Source organism: Rhodococcus sp. MALMAid1271, assembly GCF_049195265.1.
Classification (GTDB): domain Bacteria; phylum Actinomycetota; class Actinomycetes; order Mycobacteriales; family Mycobacteriaceae; genus Rhodococcoides.
Window position 1 is genome coordinate 342,489 of sequence record NZ_JBMIRQ010000108.1, and the last position, 16,890, is coordinate 359,378.

Consider the following 16,890-nt stretch of genomic DNA (forward strand, 5'->3'; position numbering starts at 1 on the left):
GCGGGCGAGCGACGACAGCCTTGTGACCACACCCAAGGCGCGCTGCCCTTCGGCGCCCATATGTACAGACCCTCGACTGTTCTGTTCGCATTCAGGACGTGGGTCCCTAGTTTTACCGGAGTGCAGGAACGTCGGTCCGCGGATCGATGTGAACGGTCGCGACGGCGCACCGCAGGGGGGTGTGCCGTCGTCAGATCTCGGCGAGCAAGGTTCGCCACCGTCTCGAATCGGTTGGCGGTTCGGGCACCCACAGGTTTGAAGGAGCCCCGCAGATGACCCGTGTTCTCAACCACGAAGAGCTGTTGACCGAACTCGACGGCACCTTGGAGACCAACTTGAATCGCCATCTGTCGATGGCGAAGGAATGGCATCCGCACGACTATGTTCCGTGGGATCTGGGTCGGAACTTCGCGGCGATGGGTGGGGAGGACTGGTCGCTCGAACAGTCGTCGTTGTCGGAGCTGGCTCGCACGGCGATGATCACCAATTTGCTCACCGAGGACAATCTTCCGTCGTACCACCGCGGGCTGGCAGACAATTTCTCGCTGGACGGTGCCTGGGGCACATGGGTGGGTCGTTGGACTGCGGAGGAGAACCGCCACGGGATCGTGATGCGCGACTATCTCGTCGTCACCCGAGCGGTGGATCCCGTGGAGTTGGAGCGGGCCCGGATGCACCACATGACGGTGGGTGTCGATGCTCCGATGGACGGGGCGAACTTTCTGCATTCGGTGGCGTATGTGACGTTCCAGGAGCTCGCGACCCGGGTCTCGCATCGGAATACGGGCTTGGCATGCGGCGATCCGGTGGCGGATCGAATGTTGGCTCGTGTTGCCGCTGACGAGAATCTGCACATGATCTTCTATCGGAACCTGGGTGAGGCCTCGTTGGATCTGGTGCCCGATCAGATGGTCCGTGCCATCACCGACGTCGCTACCGACTTTCAGATGCCCGGGTTGAACATGCCCAATTTCCGTAAGAACGCGATGACTCTGGCCAAGCACGGCATCTACGATCTCCGTCAGCATCTGGACGAGGTGCTGATGCCGGTACTACGAAAGTGGAAGATTTTCGAGCGCAACGATTTCACCGGCGAGGGCGAGCGTGACCGCGATCGTCTTGCCGCGTTCGTCGAGGATCTGGCAGCCAAGGCCACCAAGTTCGAAGAGTCGCGGGATCGTTTGCTCGCCCGGGAAGCCGAACGCGCCGACAAGGCATCCTGACCTGTACTTCGTCCCTCCAGAGAGTCGTGGTCGCAGCTCGAAGGTGTTAGAGTCCGGGCATCGTTGGGTCATATGCGGCATGGCTGTAGTGCTTGGGGAGGGCCGATGGTGCCTGGGGGGTATCAGGTGAGTGGTGAGGTCTCGTTCGGTGCACGTCACCTCGAGGCGGCGCAGTCCTTTGCCTGCGCGGCTGGCCTCGACTTGTGATCAAGCCCAGGTTCGACGAGTCCGGGCGCATGCTGGCCGTGTTCGCGGCCGTCACCACCGTTCTCTACGCGGCAAGTGCCGTGGCATCGTGGTCGAGTCTGTCCGGTGCTCGGCAAGTGCTTGCGGCTCTGGCATTGGTGTTGGGTCCGTTGGCGATCGTGGTGTTGGCGAGGGCGGGTGTGCCCAGTCCCAAACGCGCGGTGGGGTTGTCGACGGCGTTGTCGGTAGTGGCCCTGGCGTGTGCTCTGGGCAGCAGCGACACGTTGCCCGCCTTCTTGATCTGTGTGCAGGCTGCGATGTTCCTGGGGATGCACATCGGTGCCTTCTGGTCTGAACGGAACGCGGGCATATGGGTTGCAGTGCTTGCTGTTTCGGCAGTGATCGGGGCCGCTGTCGCTCCGTACGGAACTCCGTTCATCAGCTACATCCTCGTCGCTCTCGGCATCGTCGGTGCAACCGAGGTGTTCGGCGTCTTCGCACGTCGGATGCGATATTTTTCGACCCACGATGCGTTGACCGGTCTGCTCAACCGCTTCGGGTTCGAGTCGAAGATCGAGAAGATGCTGCCCGCCTGCGCGGCGCGCGGCCTGTCGGTGAGCCTGGCAGTACTCGATTTGGACAATTTCAAGGAAATCAACGACGAGTACGGCCACATTGCCGGCGACGTTCTCCTGACCCGGGTCTCGAAGGCGTGGAAGAGCCAACTGACCAAACGCGATGTTCTCGGTCGGCTCGGCGGGGACGAGTTCGTGCTGTTCATGCCGGGTGTGCTCGAAAAAGAAGCTCTCCTGATCATCGACCGACTCCGCCGCGCTCATCGTGCCGAATGGAGCGTCGGATTGGTGTGCATGCCTGCCACTCGCCGCTGGGGCGAGATCTACCGGGCCGCAGACGCGGATCTGTATCGGGCGAAGCGGAGCAGACCACCGCGGACCAACGGTCCGTCCAACCCAGGGTTCAATCCGGGAACCGGTTACAGCGATCCTGTTCGCAGAATCGCTCGGTGATGTTCGCATTCCGCAGCATCTACCCCCAGTTTTCATCCACAGGCTGGGGATAGATTCCACAGTTCTTCGTCGCCCACGCATTGAATAGTCGAATACGACAATTCTGCGGGGGAACGCGATGGTCACACTCGATGACGTCAGGTCATGGGACAGTCGTACGCTGACTGCCGCGTCCGAGGACCTGACGCGGCGGTGGCGCGAACTGATCGCCGTCCACGCGTCCTCGACGGAGGACGTGATCGGCGAAGGGTGGGTCGGACCCGCAGCCGACGCGGCACGCCAGGCCATGAGACGTATCCGATCTGATCTCGGTGCTGTCTCGAACGAGTTGCTTCGGGTCGCGACGTGCCTCGGCGAGGCCGCGATCGACATGGCAGGTCTGATAAACGCACTCCGTGCTGTGGAGCAGGACGCCACCGATGCCCGCTTCACCGTCGGATCCGACGGTTCGGTCGTCGACACGGCCGTGTCGTATTCGGTTGCACGTGAGGACGTGTGGTCGACGGTGCGAGATCGACGGCGCCTGCATGAGGAACTGGCCGAGCGGCTGACGCAGCTGTTGTGCACAGCCACGGCATTCGACGAGGCCCTGGCCCTCCGCCTCGTCGGGGAGGTCCCCGCGACGTTCGTCGCAGCGGCAGTGGCGGATTCGATCCCCCGCGATGCGACGCCGGCCGCGAACGCAGCGTTCTGGAGTGCCCTCTCGCCGGCCGCACGGACACGGCTGTTGGTCGAGCAGCCGGGGCTGATCGGCAATCTCGATGGGCTGCCCGCCCGTGTGCGTGACAGTGCGAACAGGCGGGTTCTGGCCGCCGAGCGTGTTCGTTTGCGCGAGGTCGAGGCCGAGCTCCGAAAGGAGTTGGAGGCCAATCTTTTCGGAGGGATGTTCAGCAACGCAGATGCCGGCCTGGAGCAGACACGCACTCGGATAGCAGCCCTCGATGCGATCGAGGCGACGTTGGCGAAGGGGGCTAGACAGCTCCTGGTACTCGACAACGCGTCGTACGAGGAGACGACGGCGGCAATCGCGGTGGGAGATGTCGACACGGCCACACACGTGGCCGTGTTCGTGCCGGGCCTCGGATCCACCGTGGCCGGAGACCTCGATAGATACGACAGCGACATGGACGGCCTCGAAACGGTTGCCCGACAGATGCTTCCGGCTGGTGCGGGTCCGAGCGTCGCCGTCGTGACGTGGATGGACTACCAGGCCCCGCAGCTCGGCTGGAGTTTGTTGGATCCAGACCGAAGCGTGGCCTCAGAGTGGGCTGCGCGGGCGGGGGCGGATCGGCTGGTTCCGTTTCTGGACGGCCTCGATGCCGCGAGGGCCGAGGACCCGCACTTGTCTGTCCTTGCGCATTCCTACGGATCGCTCACCGCCGCGTACGCGCTTCGGCAGGGCACAGGGGTGGACGAGTTCGTGGCGCTCGGATCACCGGGACTGGGCACACCGGCCGTCGCGGACCTTCGAGTGCCGTCGGGACACGTGTTCGTCGCCGAAGCCGAAGGCGATCTCGTGGCCGACCTCGGTGCATTCGGCCGCGATCCGGGTGTGCTGGACTCGGTCACGCTGCTCTCCACCGAGGGATCGGACGGTCGGAGCAGTTCGATCGGTCACGGCGACTACCTCGCCGAGGGGTCGACCAGTCGATACAACGCCGCGCTGGTGATCGCCGACCGCAGCGAGGACGCCGTGATCAGGACCAGGCCGGCGTTGTTCGATCTGATCCAGAAGCTGCTGTATCTCTGACCGACCCTGGTTATGCCGTGCTGCCCTCGTAGTCGGCCAGGCTCGGCGGCGCATCGGCAGGCGGTGCAACCTCCTTGCGGCGGCGGCTCAGAACGAACACCGCTCCGGCGACGATGGTGGCAGCGCCCCCGATCAGCACGATTCGACGAGTCCTGTGCGATTGCGACGGGGCCCGCAACAGTGCTCTGGTGCGGTTCGACTCGGCGATTCGTTCCACCGTCGCAGCGCGTCGTCTCACGGCCTGCTTGTGTGCCAGCTCGTAACCCTTCTTGGCCATCATCAGACCGGCTCCGGCCGGTCCCTTGCTCGCGGCAGCGAAGAGCGCGGACGCCGCGGTGCCGGTGGTCGACCGAACCCGGTCGGACTTCGTTGTGCTCGTCATGGTCATCACTGTTCCACACAGTGGCCCTCCGATCAGTGCCGATAGGTCCACCTCCGCGCACCGCCCGTGAACTGCTCGATCGCCCGGGATGGCACGATGGTGGGCGTGACTTCACCTAACAAGACCCAAACGGCCACGCTGCATACCAACCGCGGCGATATCGTCATCGAACTGTTCGGCAATCACGCCCCCAAGACCGTCGCGAACTTCGTCGGCCTCGCGGACGGATCGAAGGAGTACACGACGCAGAACGCGTCGGGCACCAAGGCCGGACCGTTCTACGACGGCGCAGTGTTCCACCGCGTCATCGACGGTTTCATGATCCAGGGTGGCGACCCGACCGGCACCGGCGCAGGTGGACCGGGCTACAAGTTCGAGGACGAGTTCCACCCCGAGCTCTCTTTCGACCGCCCGTACCTGCTGGCCATGGCGAACGCCGGCCCCGGAACGAACGGCTCGCAGTTCTTCATCACCACCGGCAAGACCCCGCACCTCAACCGCAAGCACACGATCTTCGGTGAGGTCACCGACGAGGCCTCGAAGAAGGTCGTCGACGCGATCTCGAGCACCCCGGTCGGCCGCGGCGACCGTCCGGTGGACGAGGTTGTCATCGACAGCGTCACCCTCGCCTGATTCGGCCTCGTAGGAGAATTTCACGATGACGACCCCCGGCTGGGGTGGCCCGCACGGCAACCAACCCAACCCACCCCAGTCGGTGTGCGTCCGACATCCCGATCGCCCCACCGGTCTGGCGTGCTCGCGATGTGGCCGTCCCGCATGCCCACAATGTCTGCAGGCAGCGGCGGTAGGGCAACACTGTGTCGATTGCGTCCGGCAGGGCAACAAGAACGTCCGCACAGCTCAGACCATTGCGGGCGCACCCGTGGCACGATCGGCCAAGACACCGTTGACGTTCGCGCTGATCGCAGTCAACGTCGTGGTCTTCGGAATCACTGCTGCGCAGGCCGGCAGCGTGATGAGCAACTTCGATTCACCGCTGGCCAGTGATTGGGCCCTCAACAGCTTGCTCGTGGCGAACGGCGACCTGTTCAGGCTCATCGGTAGCGGCTTCGTCCACATCGGACCGATCCACCTCCTGGTCAACATGTTCGCGCTCTTCCTCATCGGACGCGACGTCGAACTGATCCTCGGCCGCAGCCGGTATCTCGCCGTCTACTTCCTGTCGCTACTCGGTGGCAGCGCCTCGGTGATGGTGCTCGAGAATCCGCTGGTTTCCACGGCGGGCGCATCCGGTGCGGTCTTCGGCCTGCTCGGTGCTCAGGCCGTCATCCTGCTCAGGCTCAAGCGCAGCCCGGCACCGGTGTTCATCGTGATCGCCTTGAACATCTTCATCAGCATCTCGATCCCCAGCATCTCGCTCTGGGGACACATGGGCGGACTCGTCGCCGGTGCGGCTGCCACCGCCGGATTGGTGTTTCTCCCCAACCGACGAACTGGGCCGGGAGGGACGCCAGCCCCGGCCGGAGTGTCCCTGGCTTGGCTGTCCGTCGCGGCCGTCGCCGTGGTATCCGTGGCGATCATCGCACTCCGCGTGCTGGACCTCCGCGCCCAGATGGGCCTCTGACAAGTCCACTCGATGTGCCATTGACCCCCAAAAAGTCCACTCAACGTCACATTGAGTACCGACGGGCCCCGAGCGATCAGGAGTCGCGCGGCACCAGACCATGCGCCTCGAGGGCATCGAACACGTCCTGAGGGTTGGTGCCGAGGTCCCATCTGCCGAAGATGATCAACCGATCGTCGTCCTCTCCGGGCGGGCGGAGGTCGAGTTCGAGCATGGGGACGCGTCGGCCGAGTCGGGGGTATCGCACTATTTTGGCGCGGACGATGTCGGTGCGGGCGTACGTGCGGATGCCGGTGAGGCGTTTCATCACCAGTGAACCGTCGTGTGTGATGGCCAGGCGTGGGCGCTGCACTGCGGCGAGGGCTGCGATTATCCACATCCCGACGGCGGCCAGTCCGACGAGGAATGCGCCGGCTGCGTCGGTGGAGGTGAATGCGGCGCCGATTCCGAGCGCGATTCCTCCGACCACCAGGGCTCCGATGGCGACGACCGGCGTCGCCCACTGCTGTCGATACACACCCTGTGGATTGTTCGAGAAGTTATCCACAGGGTCTATCCACATTGGGGATGAATGACATCGATGTAACTCGACCGTCGCTCAGCGCCACCGCATGGTCATCACGAGCCCGACGACCATGAAGCCGAAGCCGATCAGAAAGTTGTAGGCACCGAGGTTTCCGATGAAGGCGATGTCGTCGGCAGCGAGGTAGTAGACGATCAGCCACAGCAGCCCGACCACCATGAAACCCAGCATGAGCACGACGTACCAGGCCGGTGACGGCCCCGCGTTGACCTTGACCGGCGTCCGGTTTGCCGGGTTGATCGTGTAGTCGTTCTTCTTCCGTACCTTGGACTTCGGCATTGCTTCCTCTTCGCGTTCGTGACGGTCATCGGCCCTGCGGCCGTACCTGTGGACAACTGACGACGGAACCTGTGAATCGGCGGGATCGTGCATCCCCAGGCTAGTGTCTCCCCAAGGACCGTGGCCTTTACCGCTCAGGTTTCTGTACACGCTAACCCAGGTGGGCCCAGCACCGGCCCACCGGACAAATCGAGAGCACCCGTGAGACGACCTTCGACCAGTTCCGCCGAGACCCGCTGGTGGGTCCTCGCCGTCGCGGTCTGTGCTGTCGTCGGCTTGCTGCTCGGTACTACCAGACATGCATCGGACGGCACCGAGTTGCGCGGCGGGGACACCACTCGACTCGCCGATCTCGTCGAGGCGGCTCAGAGCAGCAGTGAGGATGCCCAGCGCCGGAGAGACTCGCTCGAACAGCAGGTCGATATCAGTCAGCAGCGCACTGCCGAAGGCGACAGCGATGTCGCCGACGCATTGGCTCGCATCGACGCGCTCGCGGACGCGGCCGGGCGGGAGGCCGCGTCGGGAGTGGGCGTGACAGTCACGATGGCCGATGCTCCCCGCGGACCGGACGGTGCGTACGCCTCCGATGCGGCCCCCGACGATCTGGTGGTCCATCAGGTCGATGTGCAGAGCGTGCTCAACGCTCTGTGGACGGGCGGGGCGTCGGCGATCTCGATGCAGGATCAACGGCTGGTGGCGTCGTCGGCACCGCGCTGCATCGGCAACACATTGTTGCTCGGTGGTCGGACGTACAGTCCGCCGTACGTGATGAAGGCGATCGGTGACCAGGACCGACTGCGTGCGGCGCTGAAGAACGAGCCGGGTGTGCGCCTGTACGAGCAGTACGCGGTGCGCTACGGACTGCGCTACGACGTCGCGAACTCCCAGGACATCTCTGTCCCCGCCTATGCCGAATCGGTGCGCATGAGGTTCGCGCAGCCGAGCTGAGTACGCTGTCGACATGCGCATTCTCGTCGTCGACAACTACGACAGCTTCGTGTTCAACCTCGTCCAGTACCTGGGCCAGCTGAACGCCGATGTCGAAGTCTGGCGCAACGACGACGAGCGACTCACCGACCGCGATGCCGTAGCGGCCCGATTCGACGGGATTCTGCTCAGCCCCGGCCCGGGTACACCGCAGCGGGCTGGCGCCTCGATGGATCTGGTCTCGGCCTGCGCCAGGGCGAAGACCCCGCTCCTCGGCGTATGCCTCGGCCACCAGGCCATCGGTGCTGTCTTCGGTGCCACCGTCGAGAAGGCCCCGGAGTTGCTGCACGGCAAGACCAGTTCGGTGCAGCATTCGGGCGTCGGAGTTCTCGAGGGGATGCAGGACCCCTTCACCGCGACGCGGTACCACTCCCTGACAGTCCGGGCCGATACGATTCCACCCGAGCTGGAGGTGATCGGTCGCACCGAATCCGGTTTGGTGATGGCGATGAGGCACATCGACCTACCGATCCACGGAGTGCAGTTCCACCCGGAATCCATCCTCACCGAAGGTGGTCACCGCATGCTGGCCAATTGGCTCGCCGTGTGCGGCATGCCGGTCGACCCGGGTCTCGTCGCCAAGCTCGAAGCTCAGGTCGCCGAAGCGTTCGCCTGAGCTTCGACGCTAGCGCCCGCTGGGTAGCCCCAACACCCCGATACGCACGGAGATGGTGTCGGTCTTGCTGATCTCCGAACCCGCCGGCTGCTCTTGTTCGACGATTCGGCCGACCATCAGTGGGTCCAACTGCGATTGGCTCGACGTCGACAGATCCGACCGGGTTCCGGTCCAGCCGGCCGCTTCCAACTCCGAGAGCGCCTGAGTTTCGGTGAGACCGGACAGGTCCGGCATCGGGATCTTGTCGCCGTTGGAAATTCGCAGCGTGACGACGGAGTTCTCGGCGACGTTGGTGCCACCTGTGGGGTCGGTGGACACGACCTGACCCACAGGTTGCATCGAGTCGATGCTCTGAACCTGGACGCGCAGTCCGGCTCCCTCGACGTTCGGCTGAGCCACGTCGACGGACTGTCCGACGACGTTGGGCATGCGTACCTGCGCGGGTCCCGAGCCGAGCGTGATGCGAACCTGCGAGCTGGCGTTCATGCTCACGCCCGACGACGGGTTCTGTTCGACGACCTTGTCCAGGTTCTCGGGAGTCGACGGGGCGCGGGCGATCGTGGGGTCGAGCTCGAGCCCTACCTCGGCGAGGATGTCGGATGCTTCCTGTTGCGTTTTTCCGGTCAGGCGCGGCACCTGCACCTGTTGGGGTCCGGAAGACACGTCGAGCTGAATTCCCCCGGGCGATTCGGTTTGTGATCCGGCGGCGGGGTTGGTGCCGATAGCCGACCCTTCCGGGATCGATGCGTCGGGCTTCTCCTGCACCGTGACGCGCAGGCCGGAGTTCTCGAGCTGCCGCTGTGCCTCGTCGGCGGCCAGTCCGACGACGGTCGGCACGGTGACCGTCTTGGGGGCCGCACCGGGCCCGAGCGACCACAGGAATGCGCCGACGATGGCGACGACGACAACGGACGCGATGGAGATGAGCGCGATCTTCAGGCCACGGCGACTGCGTTCCGGCTCGGGTTCGCCGTGCCGCGATCGCCGGGGTGGCTCGCCGACCGAGGCGGGTTTGTCCTTGCCGGAGAAGTCGGCTTGCCGGGCGTCGACCGAGCCGAGAATGGTGGTTCGGTCCTCGTCGTTCATCACCATCGGTGCGCTCGGGCGTTGCCCGCCGAGGACGCGAACCAGATCGGTGCGCATCTCGGCTGCGCTCTGATAGCGGTTGGCCGGGTTCTTGGCCATGGCCTTGAGGATGATCGAATCGAGTTCGCGCGGGACGGTGTCGTTGACCAGCGACGGCAGCTGAGGATCCTCGCGTACGTGCTGGTAGGCGACGGCGACCGGAGAATCACCGGTGAAGGGCGGCTCGCCGGTGAGGATCTCGAACAGCACACAGCCGAGTGAGTAGACGTCCGATCGGGCGTCGACCTGCTCGCCGCGGGCCTGTTCGGGAGAGAGATATTGGGCGGTTCCGATGACGGCCGCAGTCTGGGTCATCGGCGACGAGGAATCGGCGATGGCCCGGGCGATGCCGAAGTCCATCACCTTCACTGCGCCGGCGTGGTTGATCATGATGTTGGCGGGCTTGACGTCGCGGTGCACGATGCCGTTGCGGTGGCTGAAATCGAGTGCAGCGCAGACGTCGGCGATGACCTCCATGGCTCGACGCGGCGCCATGGGTCCCTCTGCGCGCACGATGTCTCGCAGGGTGTCACCGTCGACGTATTCCATGACGATGAACGGGAGCGGACCTGCTTCGGTCTCTGCTTCCCCGGTGTCGTACACGGCGACGATGGCGGGGTGGTTCAAGGCTGCGGCGTTCTGGGCTTCGCGTCGGAACCTCAGATAGAACGTGGGGTCGCGAGCGAGGTCGGCGCGCAGAACCTTGATGGCGACGTCGCGGTCGAGCCGAGTGTCGCGTGCCAGGTGAACCTCGGACATGCCTCCGAAACCGAGTATCTCGCCCAGCTCGTAGCGAGAGGACAGCGTACGGGGAGTCGTCATTGTTGTCCTTGTGGCTCTTGCTGGAACGGAATCTGGATCAGCGGCCGTCTCGTCGTCTGCGTGGGCTCCTCCGAGGTTGTCGTCGGCTCCTCGGTTGTCGTCGGTTCCTGGGTGGTCGTCGTCGTCGTGGTCGTGGTGGTTTCTTCGGTGGTGGTGGTTTCTTCGGTGGTCGTCGTCGGTTCGGTCGTCGTGGTCGTGGTGGTGGTGGTCGGCTGCGTGGTGGTTGTCGTCGGCGGCACGAACGGCGTCGGTGTGTCGTCCCTGCCCCCGGTGAAGAGCACGTAGCCGCCGATGAGCAGGGCCAGAAGCAGCAGCCCGGCACCGCCCCAGGCGAGGGCCTTCTGCGCCGAGGACATTCCGGTGGGCACCGGCGTGGCCGCTGCAGCCGTTCCGGTGGCAGGGCCGCGATACTCGCGTTGCGAAGTCGGCATCATCTGGGTGCTCGACGGCCGATCCGGTTGCGGACTCGGAACGACTCCGGGAACCATCACCCGGCCGGTGCCCGTGCCTCGGGAGTTGCCGGGTGTCGGCGGTCGACGGCCTGCTCGGACCGCGGCGACGGCGTCCGCGAATTCGCCGCCGTCGGCGTAGCGGGCAGCGGGGTCCTTGACCATCGTGATCTCGATGAGTTCGCGGACGGCGGGCGGCAGATCGACCGGCATGGGTGCCGGTGCCTCCCGAACGTGCTTCATGGCGACGGTCAGGGCGCCGTCACCGACGAAGGGTCGCGAGCCTGCCAGCGCCTCGTATCCGACCACGCCGAGCGAGTAGACATCGGAGGCCGAGGTGGCCTCCTCGCCGAGAGCTTGTTCGGGCGCGATGTACTGCGCGGTGCCCATCACCATTCCGGTCTTGGTCACCGGGGAGGCGTCGACTGCCTTGGCGATGCCGAAGTCGGTGATCTTGACCTGCCCGGTGGGGGTGATCAAGATGTTGCCGGGTTTGACGTCGCGGTGCACGACGCCTGCGGTGTGGGCGATCTGCAGGGAACGGCCGGTCTGCTCGAGCATGTCAAGGGCATGGCCGAGCGGCAGCCGGGACATCCGTCCCAGCACGGCGTTGAGCGGCTCGCCGTTGACCAGTTCCATCACGAGGTAGGCCAGTGATTCGCCTGCGCCGTCGCGGGTTTCGCCGTAGTCGTAGACCCCGGCGATGCCGGGGTAGTTGAGCTGCGCTGTCGTTCGGGCCTCGAACCTGAAGCGCTGCAGAAACTCCGGGTCCTCGGAGAATTCGGCTTTGAGTACCTTCACCGCTACCCGGCGATCCAGACGATTGTCCATCGCTTCCCACACTTGCCCCATACCGCCGGTGGCGATGAGGCGCAGTAGTCGATAGCGCTGAGCGATGACTGCCCCGTTGCTCAATGGCACCTATCTCACCTCCCCTGCAATGCCGCTGCGATGACGGCGCGTCCGACGGGTGCGGCCACGGATCCACCGGTGGCTGCCAGTGCCCGGTCGCCACCGTTCTCGACGATCACCGCGATGGCGACCTTGGGGTCCTTCGCGGGTGCGAATGCGATGTACCAGGCATGCGGAGGAGTGTTGCGTGGATCGGAACCGTGTTCTGCCGTACCGGTTTTCGAGGCGATCTGCACGCCGGGGATCTTGCCTTCGCCGCTGGTGTCGTTCTCGGCACCGATCATCAGATCGGTCAGAGTTGCAGCGGTCTCCGGGCTGATGGCCGCTCCCATGGCTTTGGGCTGATAGTTCGACAGATCGGACAGATCAGGAGACTGCAACTGCTGCACCAGGTTCGGGGCCATACGCACACCGCCGTTGGCGACGGTTGCGGCGATGACGGCATCCTGCAGGGGGGTCAGTGCTACGTCGCGCTGGCCGATGCTGGACTGGCCCAATGCCGCGTCGTCGTCGATCGGCCCGATGGTGCTGTCGGCCACCGGAAGTGGAATCGTGATGTCCTCACCGATACCGAACGCGGCGGCGGCGTCGCGCATCTTGTCCACCCCGGTGTCGATGCCGAGTTCGACGAACGCGGTGTTGCACGAGCGCGCGAACGCTTCACGCAACGACGCGGTCTGGCCGCTGCCACACGTCGAACCGTTGTAGTTCTCGAGCGTCGTCGAGGTGCCCGGCAGCGTGATGTTCGACGCGGCCGTCAGCTGATCGTCCGGCGTTGCGCCCGCCTCGAGAGCGGCCGCGGTGGTGATCACCTTGAAGGTGGATCCGGGCGGGTAGGTCTGCGAGATGGCGCGGTTGACCATCGGCTTGTCGGGATCGTTGCTGAGGTCCTCCCACGCTGTCGTCGTGGTGACACCGTCATGGCTGGCGAGCAGGTTGGGGTCGTAGCTCGGGGTGCTGGCCATGGCGAGGATGTTGCCGGTGGCGGGGTCGAGGGCCACGACCGAACCGGTGTATCCCTTGGCTGTGAGCTGGTCGTATGCGACCTGCTGAACGACGGGGTCGATGGTGGTGACCACGTTGCCGCCGCGGGGATCCCGGCCGGAGATGAGGTCGAACAGGCGTCCGCCGAAGAGACGGTCGTCGGAACCGTTGAGGACCGGGTCCTCGGCGCGTTCGAGTCCGCTGCTCGAGTACAGCATCGAGTAGTAGCCGGTGACCGGCGCGTTGGCCTCGGGGCTCGATGGCGAGATCGAATTCTGCGGGTAGGTGCGCAGGTACTTGTACCGGTCGTCGGTGGCGACGGAGGACGCGAGTACCTGGCCGCCTGCCGAGATCTGACCGCGTTGGCGGGAGTACTCGTCGAGCAGGACCCGTGAGTTTCTCGGGTCGGTACGCAAACTGTCGGCCTTGATGACCTGAACGTAGGTGGCGTTGGCGAGCAGGGCGACCACCATCACCATGATGGCGATGGAGACGCGGCGTAGGGGAGTGTTCATGCGCGCTTCACCATTTCGGTCGGCGCCTCGGCGATCGGGGTGGCGACAGCGGGCTTCTTCTTGGGTGTCGCAGGTTCACGGGCGGCGTCGGAGATCTTGATCAGCAACGCCACCAACAGGTAGTTCGCCAGCAGCGAGGATCCGCCGTAGGACATGTACGGGGTGGTCAGTCCGGTCAGTGGAATCAGCTTGGTCACACCGCCGACGACGACGAACAGCTGGATGGCGACCGTGAACGACAGGCCGGCCGCCAGCAACTTACCGAAGCTGTCTCGCACGGCGAGAGCGGTTCGCATGCCTCGAATGATGAACAGCAGGTACAGGATCAGGACTGCGGCCAGCCCGATGAGGCCGAGCTCTTCCCCGACGGTGGCGATGATGAAGTCGGTTTTGGGGAACGGCACCTGGGACGGTCGGCCGCTACCGAGCCCGGTGCCGGCGAGGCCGCCGGTGGCGAGCCCGAACAGCGATTGGGAAATCTGATATCCGGTGTTGTTGTAATCGGCGAACGGATCCAGCCAGGTCAACGTGCGCACGCGAACGTGACTGAACGCCTGGTAGGCGAAGAAGAACCCCACGAGCAACATCCCGCTACCGATGATGATCCAGCCCACGCGTTCGGTGGCGATGTAGATCATCACCAGCACGGTGCTGAAGATCAGCAGCGACGTACCGAGGTCCTTCTCGAACACCAACACCGCAACAGAGACGAGCCAGACGACGATGACGGGTCCGAGATCGCGCGCACGAGGAAAGTCCATCCCGAGCCAGTGCTTGCCCGCCGTGGTGAACAGTTCGCGCTTGGACACCAGCAGTGACGCGAAGAAGATCAACAGCAGAATCTTGGCGAACTCACCGGGCTGCAAACTGAAGCCGGGCAACCGAATCCAGATCTTCGAGCCGTTGACCTCGGAGAACGCCGAGGGCAGCATCGCCGGGATGGCCAGCAGCACCAGGCCGGCGAGGCCGAGGGTGTAGCCGTAACGTGCCAGCGTCCGATAATCGCGCAGCAGCACCAGCAGTGCCACGAAACCGGCGATCGCGAGCGTCGTCCAGAGCACCTGCTGGGTGGCGTCGGGTGACGGAATCGGGTTGCCGAGATACAGCGCCTGCTGTTGGTCGGCCAGATCGAGGCGGTGAATGAGCACCAGGCCCAGTCCGTTGAGCAGCGCGACGATCGGCAGCAGCAGCGGATCGGCGTAGGGCGCGAAGCGTCGTACTGCCAGGTGCGCCACCGTCATCAGCGCGAGATACGCGACGGCGTACTTGGCGAGGTCCCAGGTGATGGTTTGTTCCTGGCTCGCCTCGACCAACACCAGCGAGATCGTCGTGATCAGGACCGCGGCACCGAGCAGAAGTAGTTCGACGCCGCGCCGATTCGATTGGACCGGTGCGGGAGCGAATCCTCCGGGCGGACTCGGAAAGGACCCTCCCGTAGAAGCAGTGGAGCTCATTGAGTACCGGTCCTGCAGTTCTGGCCGGGAATCTGGGGAACCGTCGGGGTCGGCACCGCGGTGGTGGTCGGTGCGAGGTCCGGTACCGGCTCCTGTTCGGCCTGGGGCAGAGGCACTCCGGGCGGCGGGATGATCGTCGTCGGGGTCGGTTCGACGGTGGTGGTGACGACCGGCTCGGTCTCGCAGACCTGCAGCAGATCTCCGGACGCCAAGCGCTCGATCTGTCCGCGCGCATCCTCGAGGGATCCCGAGGGCAGTCCGGTGGTGACCTGCTCGCGCGCCGCAGGCAGGAGGTCGTCGATCTCGAACGGATTGCAGTCTGCGGGAACTGCATCGGGGCCGCTGAGTGTGACGGTGCCGTCGTCTGCGAGGCAGCCGGTCAGTTCCACACTCTGCAACGAGTATCCCAGGACCGAGCCGGGTAGACCGCGCAGCACGGTGACCTTACCGTTGTCGGCGCCGACGTAGTAGTTGCCCTTGATGATCGAATTGGCCACGAACACACCGATTCCCGCCAACACAACCAGGGTCAGGGCGATCAAACTCCAGCGCAGTTTGTGTGACTTCTTCTCGGGCGCGACCACCGGGGCGGTGACTCGTTTGGGCGTCGACCGTGGTGGCCGCATCGCGGCGGCCCGTCCTGCTGCGGTGTTGGGCGGAGGTGCGTCCTCCTCGTCCTCGGTGCTGGCAGCGCCGCCGAGGATCGGGTGGCTCTGTCCGTAATCGAGGTCGATGACGTCGGCGACGACGACCGTCACGTTGTCCGGCCCGCCGCTACGCAGGGCGAGTTCGATGAGTCGATCGGCGCAGGGACCGGTTTCGCCCTCGCTCATGGTGTTCTCGATGGTCTCGTCGCTGACGACGTCCGAGAGGCCGTCGGAGCACAGCAGATAACGATCACCTGCCCGTACTTCCCGAACGGTGAGCGTCGGCTCGATCTCGTTGCCGGTGAGGGCCCGCATGATCAGCGAACGCTGCGGATGGGTGTGTGCCTGCTCGGCGGTGATGCGGCCCTCGTCGACGAGTGACTGAACGAAGGTGTCGTCGCGGGTGATCTGGGTGAGCGATCCGTCGCGCAGCATGTACGCGCGTGAGTCGCCGATGTGGACCAGTCCGATTCGTTTGCCCGCGAACAAGATTGCGGTGAGCGTCGTGCCCATACCGTCGAGCTCGGGTTCGTCCTCGACCTGATCCGCGATGGAGGCGTTGCCCTCACGGGTAGCTGCTTCGAGCTTGCCCAGCAAGTCGTCACCGGGTTCGTCGTCGTCGAGGTGAGCCAGGGCGGCGATCATCAACTGCGACGCCACTTCACCGGCAGCGTGCCCGCCCATGCCGTCGGCCAGGGCCAGTAGCCGAGCCCCGGCATACACGGAGTCCTCGTTGTTCGATCGAACGAGACCGCGATCACTGCGGGCGGCATAGCGTAGGACGAGGGTCACGGGCGCAACTCGATCACGGTCTTGCCGACACGGACAGGGGTTCCCAGCGGGACGCGAACAGCGGTGGTCACCTTCGCTCGGTCGAGGTAGGTGCCATTGGTCGAACCGAGGTCCTCGACGTACCAGTCGCCGCCGCGTGGCGACAGACGAGCATGTCGTGTCGACGAATAGTCATCTGTCAGAACGAGAGTCGAGTCGTCTGCGCGCCCGATCAAGACGGGTTGGGTGCCCAGCGATATGCGCGTTCCGGCGAGACCGCCCTGGGTCACCACGAGGTACTTGGCCACCTTCTGCTTGTTGAACGACGGGAGAACCTTCGAGCCACCGGAGTAGCGAGCGGGCACGCGCATGCCTGCAGCGGCGTAGATGTCGCTGCGGAGGGTGCGAAGGACGGCCCAGACGAAGAACCACAACAGAAGCAGAAAACCTGCCCTGGTCAGCTGCAGAATCAATCCCTGCACGACGATTCACCTCCTCCTTCGCGATCGGACCGGCATCTCACACACTCGAATACTGCGGCGCGGCAGACATGGCTGCCTCGCAGCATCATAGGGTGAAGCCGCTCGTGTGG

General features: G+C 64.9%; 16 protein-coding genes. 7 read left to right on the forward strand and 9 right to left on the reverse strand.

The genetic code is table 11. The annotated features are described in order from the left end of the window. Positions 1-272 precede the first annotated feature (272 nt). The 3 genes from ACOQFP_RS19370 (at position 273) to ACOQFP_RS19380 (ending at position 4,187) form a co-directional block, all read left to right on the forward strand. Positions 273-1,223 carry an acyl-ACP desaturase gene (locus tag ACOQFP_RS19370; RefSeq protein WP_206491347.1) on the forward strand — a complete coding sequence of 317 codons (951 nt, stop codon included), beginning with the start codon at positions 273-275 and terminating at the stop codon, positions 1,221-1,223. Between the two features lie 203 nt (positions 1,224-1,426). Next, complete coding sequence (locus ACOQFP_RS19375; protein ID WP_307830879.1) at positions 1,427-2,437, forward strand: GGDEF domain-containing protein; 1,011 nt, start codon at positions 1,427-1,429, stop codon at positions 2,435-2,437. A gap of 118 nt (positions 2,438-2,555) precedes the next feature. Beyond that, positions 2,556-4,187 carry an alpha/beta hydrolase gene (locus ACOQFP_RS19380; RefSeq protein ID WP_421585234.1) on the forward strand — a complete coding sequence of 544 codons (1,632 nt, stop codon included), beginning with the start codon at positions 2,556-2,558 and terminating at the stop codon, positions 4,185-4,187. Between the two features lie 10 nt (positions 4,188-4,197). Here the strand turns inward: ACOQFP_RS19380 and ACOQFP_RS19385 are convergent, their stop codons facing one another. Then, positions 4,198-4,569, reverse strand: coding sequence for a hypothetical protein (locus ACOQFP_RS19385; RefSeq protein WP_206491345.1), 372 nt, complete (start codon positions 4,567-4,569; stop codon positions 4,198-4,200). Between the two features lie 96 nt (positions 4,570-4,665). Here ACOQFP_RS19385 and ACOQFP_RS19390 point away from each other — a divergent pair, with 96 nt between their 5' ends. Both ACOQFP_RS19390 and ACOQFP_RS19395 read left to right on the forward strand, forming a co-directional pair. Next, positions 4,666-5,202, forward strand: a complete 537-nt coding sequence (locus ACOQFP_RS19390) for a peptidylprolyl isomerase (RefSeq protein ID WP_341244397.1) — start codon at positions 4,666-4,668, stop codon at positions 5,200-5,202. A gap of 25 nt (positions 5,203-5,227) precedes the next feature. Continuing rightward, on the forward strand, positions 5,228-6,154 hold the full coding sequence (locus tag ACOQFP_RS19395) for a rhomboid family intramembrane serine protease (protein ID WP_421585235.1): 927 nt from the start codon (positions 5,228-5,230) through the stop codon (positions 6,152-6,154). A 76-nt stretch (positions 6,155-6,230) separates the two neighbouring features. Here ACOQFP_RS19395 and ACOQFP_RS19400 read toward each other — a convergent pair whose 3' ends face one another. Then, the gene (locus ACOQFP_RS19400) at positions 6,231-6,716 is read right to left on the reverse strand and encodes a PH domain-containing protein (protein ID WP_421585236.1); all 486 of its coding nucleotides are present in this window, start codon (positions 6,714-6,716) and stop codon (positions 6,231-6,233) included. Between the two features lie 36 nt (positions 6,717-6,752). Then, the gene (crgA, locus tag ACOQFP_RS19405; protein ID WP_206491338.1) at positions 6,753-7,016 is read right to left on the reverse strand and encodes a cell division protein CrgA; all 264 of its coding nucleotides are present in this window, start codon (positions 7,014-7,016) and stop codon (positions 6,753-6,755) included. 201 nt (positions 7,017-7,217) lie between these two features. Here crgA and ACOQFP_RS19410 point away from each other — a divergent pair, with 201 nt between their 5' ends. Then, complete coding sequence (locus ACOQFP_RS19410) at positions 7,218-7,964, forward strand: DUF881 domain-containing protein (protein ID WP_341244394.1); 747 nt, start codon at positions 7,218-7,220, stop codon at positions 7,962-7,964. 13 nt (positions 7,965-7,977) lie between these two features. Then, the gene (locus tag ACOQFP_RS19415; protein ID WP_421585237.1) at positions 7,978-8,619 is read left to right on the forward strand and encodes an aminodeoxychorismate/anthranilate synthase component II; all 642 of its coding nucleotides are present in this window, start codon (positions 7,978-7,980) and stop codon (positions 8,617-8,619) included. A gap of 9 nt (positions 8,620-8,628) precedes the next feature. Here ACOQFP_RS19415 and pknB read toward each other — a convergent pair whose 3' ends face one another. The 6 genes from pknB to ACOQFP_RS19445 are packed head-to-tail and all read right to left on the reverse strand — an operon-like array spanning position 8,629 to position 16,780. Then, positions 8,629-10,566 carry a Stk1 family PASTA domain-containing Ser/Thr kinase gene (pknB, locus tag ACOQFP_RS19420; protein WP_421585238.1) on the reverse strand — a complete coding sequence of 646 codons (1,938 nt, stop codon included), beginning with the start codon at positions 10,564-10,566 and terminating at the stop codon, positions 8,629-8,631. Continuing rightward, the gene (locus ACOQFP_RS19425; protein WP_421585239.1) at positions 10,563-11,936 is read right to left on the reverse strand and encodes a serine/threonine-protein kinase; all 1,374 of its coding nucleotides are present in this window, start codon (positions 11,934-11,936) and stop codon (positions 10,563-10,565) included. Before ACOQFP_RS19425 ends, pknB begins: the two co-directional genes overlap by 4 nt. 5 nt (positions 11,937-11,941) lie before the next feature. Next, positions 11,942-13,426 (reverse strand): peptidoglycan D,D-transpeptidase FtsI family protein, encoded by a 1,485-nt coding sequence (locus ACOQFP_RS19430; RefSeq protein WP_206491329.1) that lies wholly within the window; start codon positions 13,424-13,426, stop codon positions 11,942-11,944. Further along, entirely contained in the window at positions 13,423-14,880 is a 1,458-nt protein-coding gene (locus tag ACOQFP_RS19435) for an FtsW/RodA/SpoVE family cell cycle protein (protein WP_341245350.1), read from the reverse strand. The genes ACOQFP_RS19430 and ACOQFP_RS19435 overlap by 4 nt, the downstream gene beginning before the upstream one ends. Then, on the reverse strand, positions 14,877-16,319 hold the full coding sequence (locus tag ACOQFP_RS19440) for a PP2C family serine/threonine-protein phosphatase (protein WP_341245349.1): 1,443 nt from the start codon (positions 16,317-16,319) through the stop codon (positions 14,877-14,879). Before ACOQFP_RS19440 ends, ACOQFP_RS19435 begins: the two co-directional genes overlap by 4 nt. Next, positions 16,316-16,780 carry an FHA domain-containing protein FhaB/FipA gene (locus ACOQFP_RS19445; protein WP_027494977.1) on the reverse strand — a complete coding sequence of 155 codons (465 nt, stop codon included), beginning with the start codon at positions 16,778-16,780 and terminating at the stop codon, positions 16,316-16,318. The genes ACOQFP_RS19440 and ACOQFP_RS19445 overlap by 4 nt, the downstream gene beginning before the upstream one ends. Positions 16,781-16,890: the final 110 nt, after the last annotated feature.

Coding starts and splice junctions, on each gene's coding strand:
- ACOQFP_RS19370 (WP_206491347.1), top strand. CDS start 273: ATGACCCGTGTTCTCAACCACGAAGAGCTGTTGACCGAACTCGACGGC.
- ACOQFP_RS19380 (WP_421585234.1), top strand. CDS start 2,556: ATGGTCACACTCGATGACGTCAGGTCATGGGACAGTCGTACGCTGACT.
- ACOQFP_RS19385 (WP_206491345.1), bottom strand. CDS start 4,569: ATGACGAGCACAACGAAGTCCGACCGGGTTCGGTCGACCACCGGCACC.
- ACOQFP_RS19390 (WP_341244397.1), top strand. CDS start 4,666: ATGGTGGGCGTGACTTCACCTAACAAGACCCAAACGGCCACGCTGCAT.
- ACOQFP_RS19395 (WP_421585235.1), top strand. CDS start 5,228: ATGACGACCCCCGGCTGGGGTGGCCCGCACGGCAACCAACCCAACCCA.
- ACOQFP_RS19400 (WP_421585236.1), bottom strand. CDS start 6,716: ATGTGGATAGACCCTGTGGATAACTTCTCGAACAATCCACAGGGTGTG.
- crgA (WP_206491338.1), bottom strand. CDS start 7,016: ATGCCGAAGTCCAAGGTACGGAAGAAGAACGACTACACGATCAACCCG.
- ACOQFP_RS19415 (WP_421585237.1), top strand. CDS start 7,978: ATGCGCATTCTCGTCGTCGACAACTACGACAGCTTCGTGTTCAACCTC.
- pknB (WP_421585238.1), bottom strand. CDS start 10,566: ATGACGACTCCCCGTACGCTGTCCTCTCGCTACGAGCTGGGCGAGATA.
- ACOQFP_RS19430 (WP_206491329.1), bottom strand. CDS start 13,426: ATGAACACTCCCCTACGCCGCGTCTCCATCGCCATCATGGTGATGGTG.
- ACOQFP_RS19435 (WP_341245350.1), bottom strand. CDS start 14,880: ATGAGCTCCACTGCTTCTACGGGAGGGTCCTTTCCGAGTCCGCCCGGA.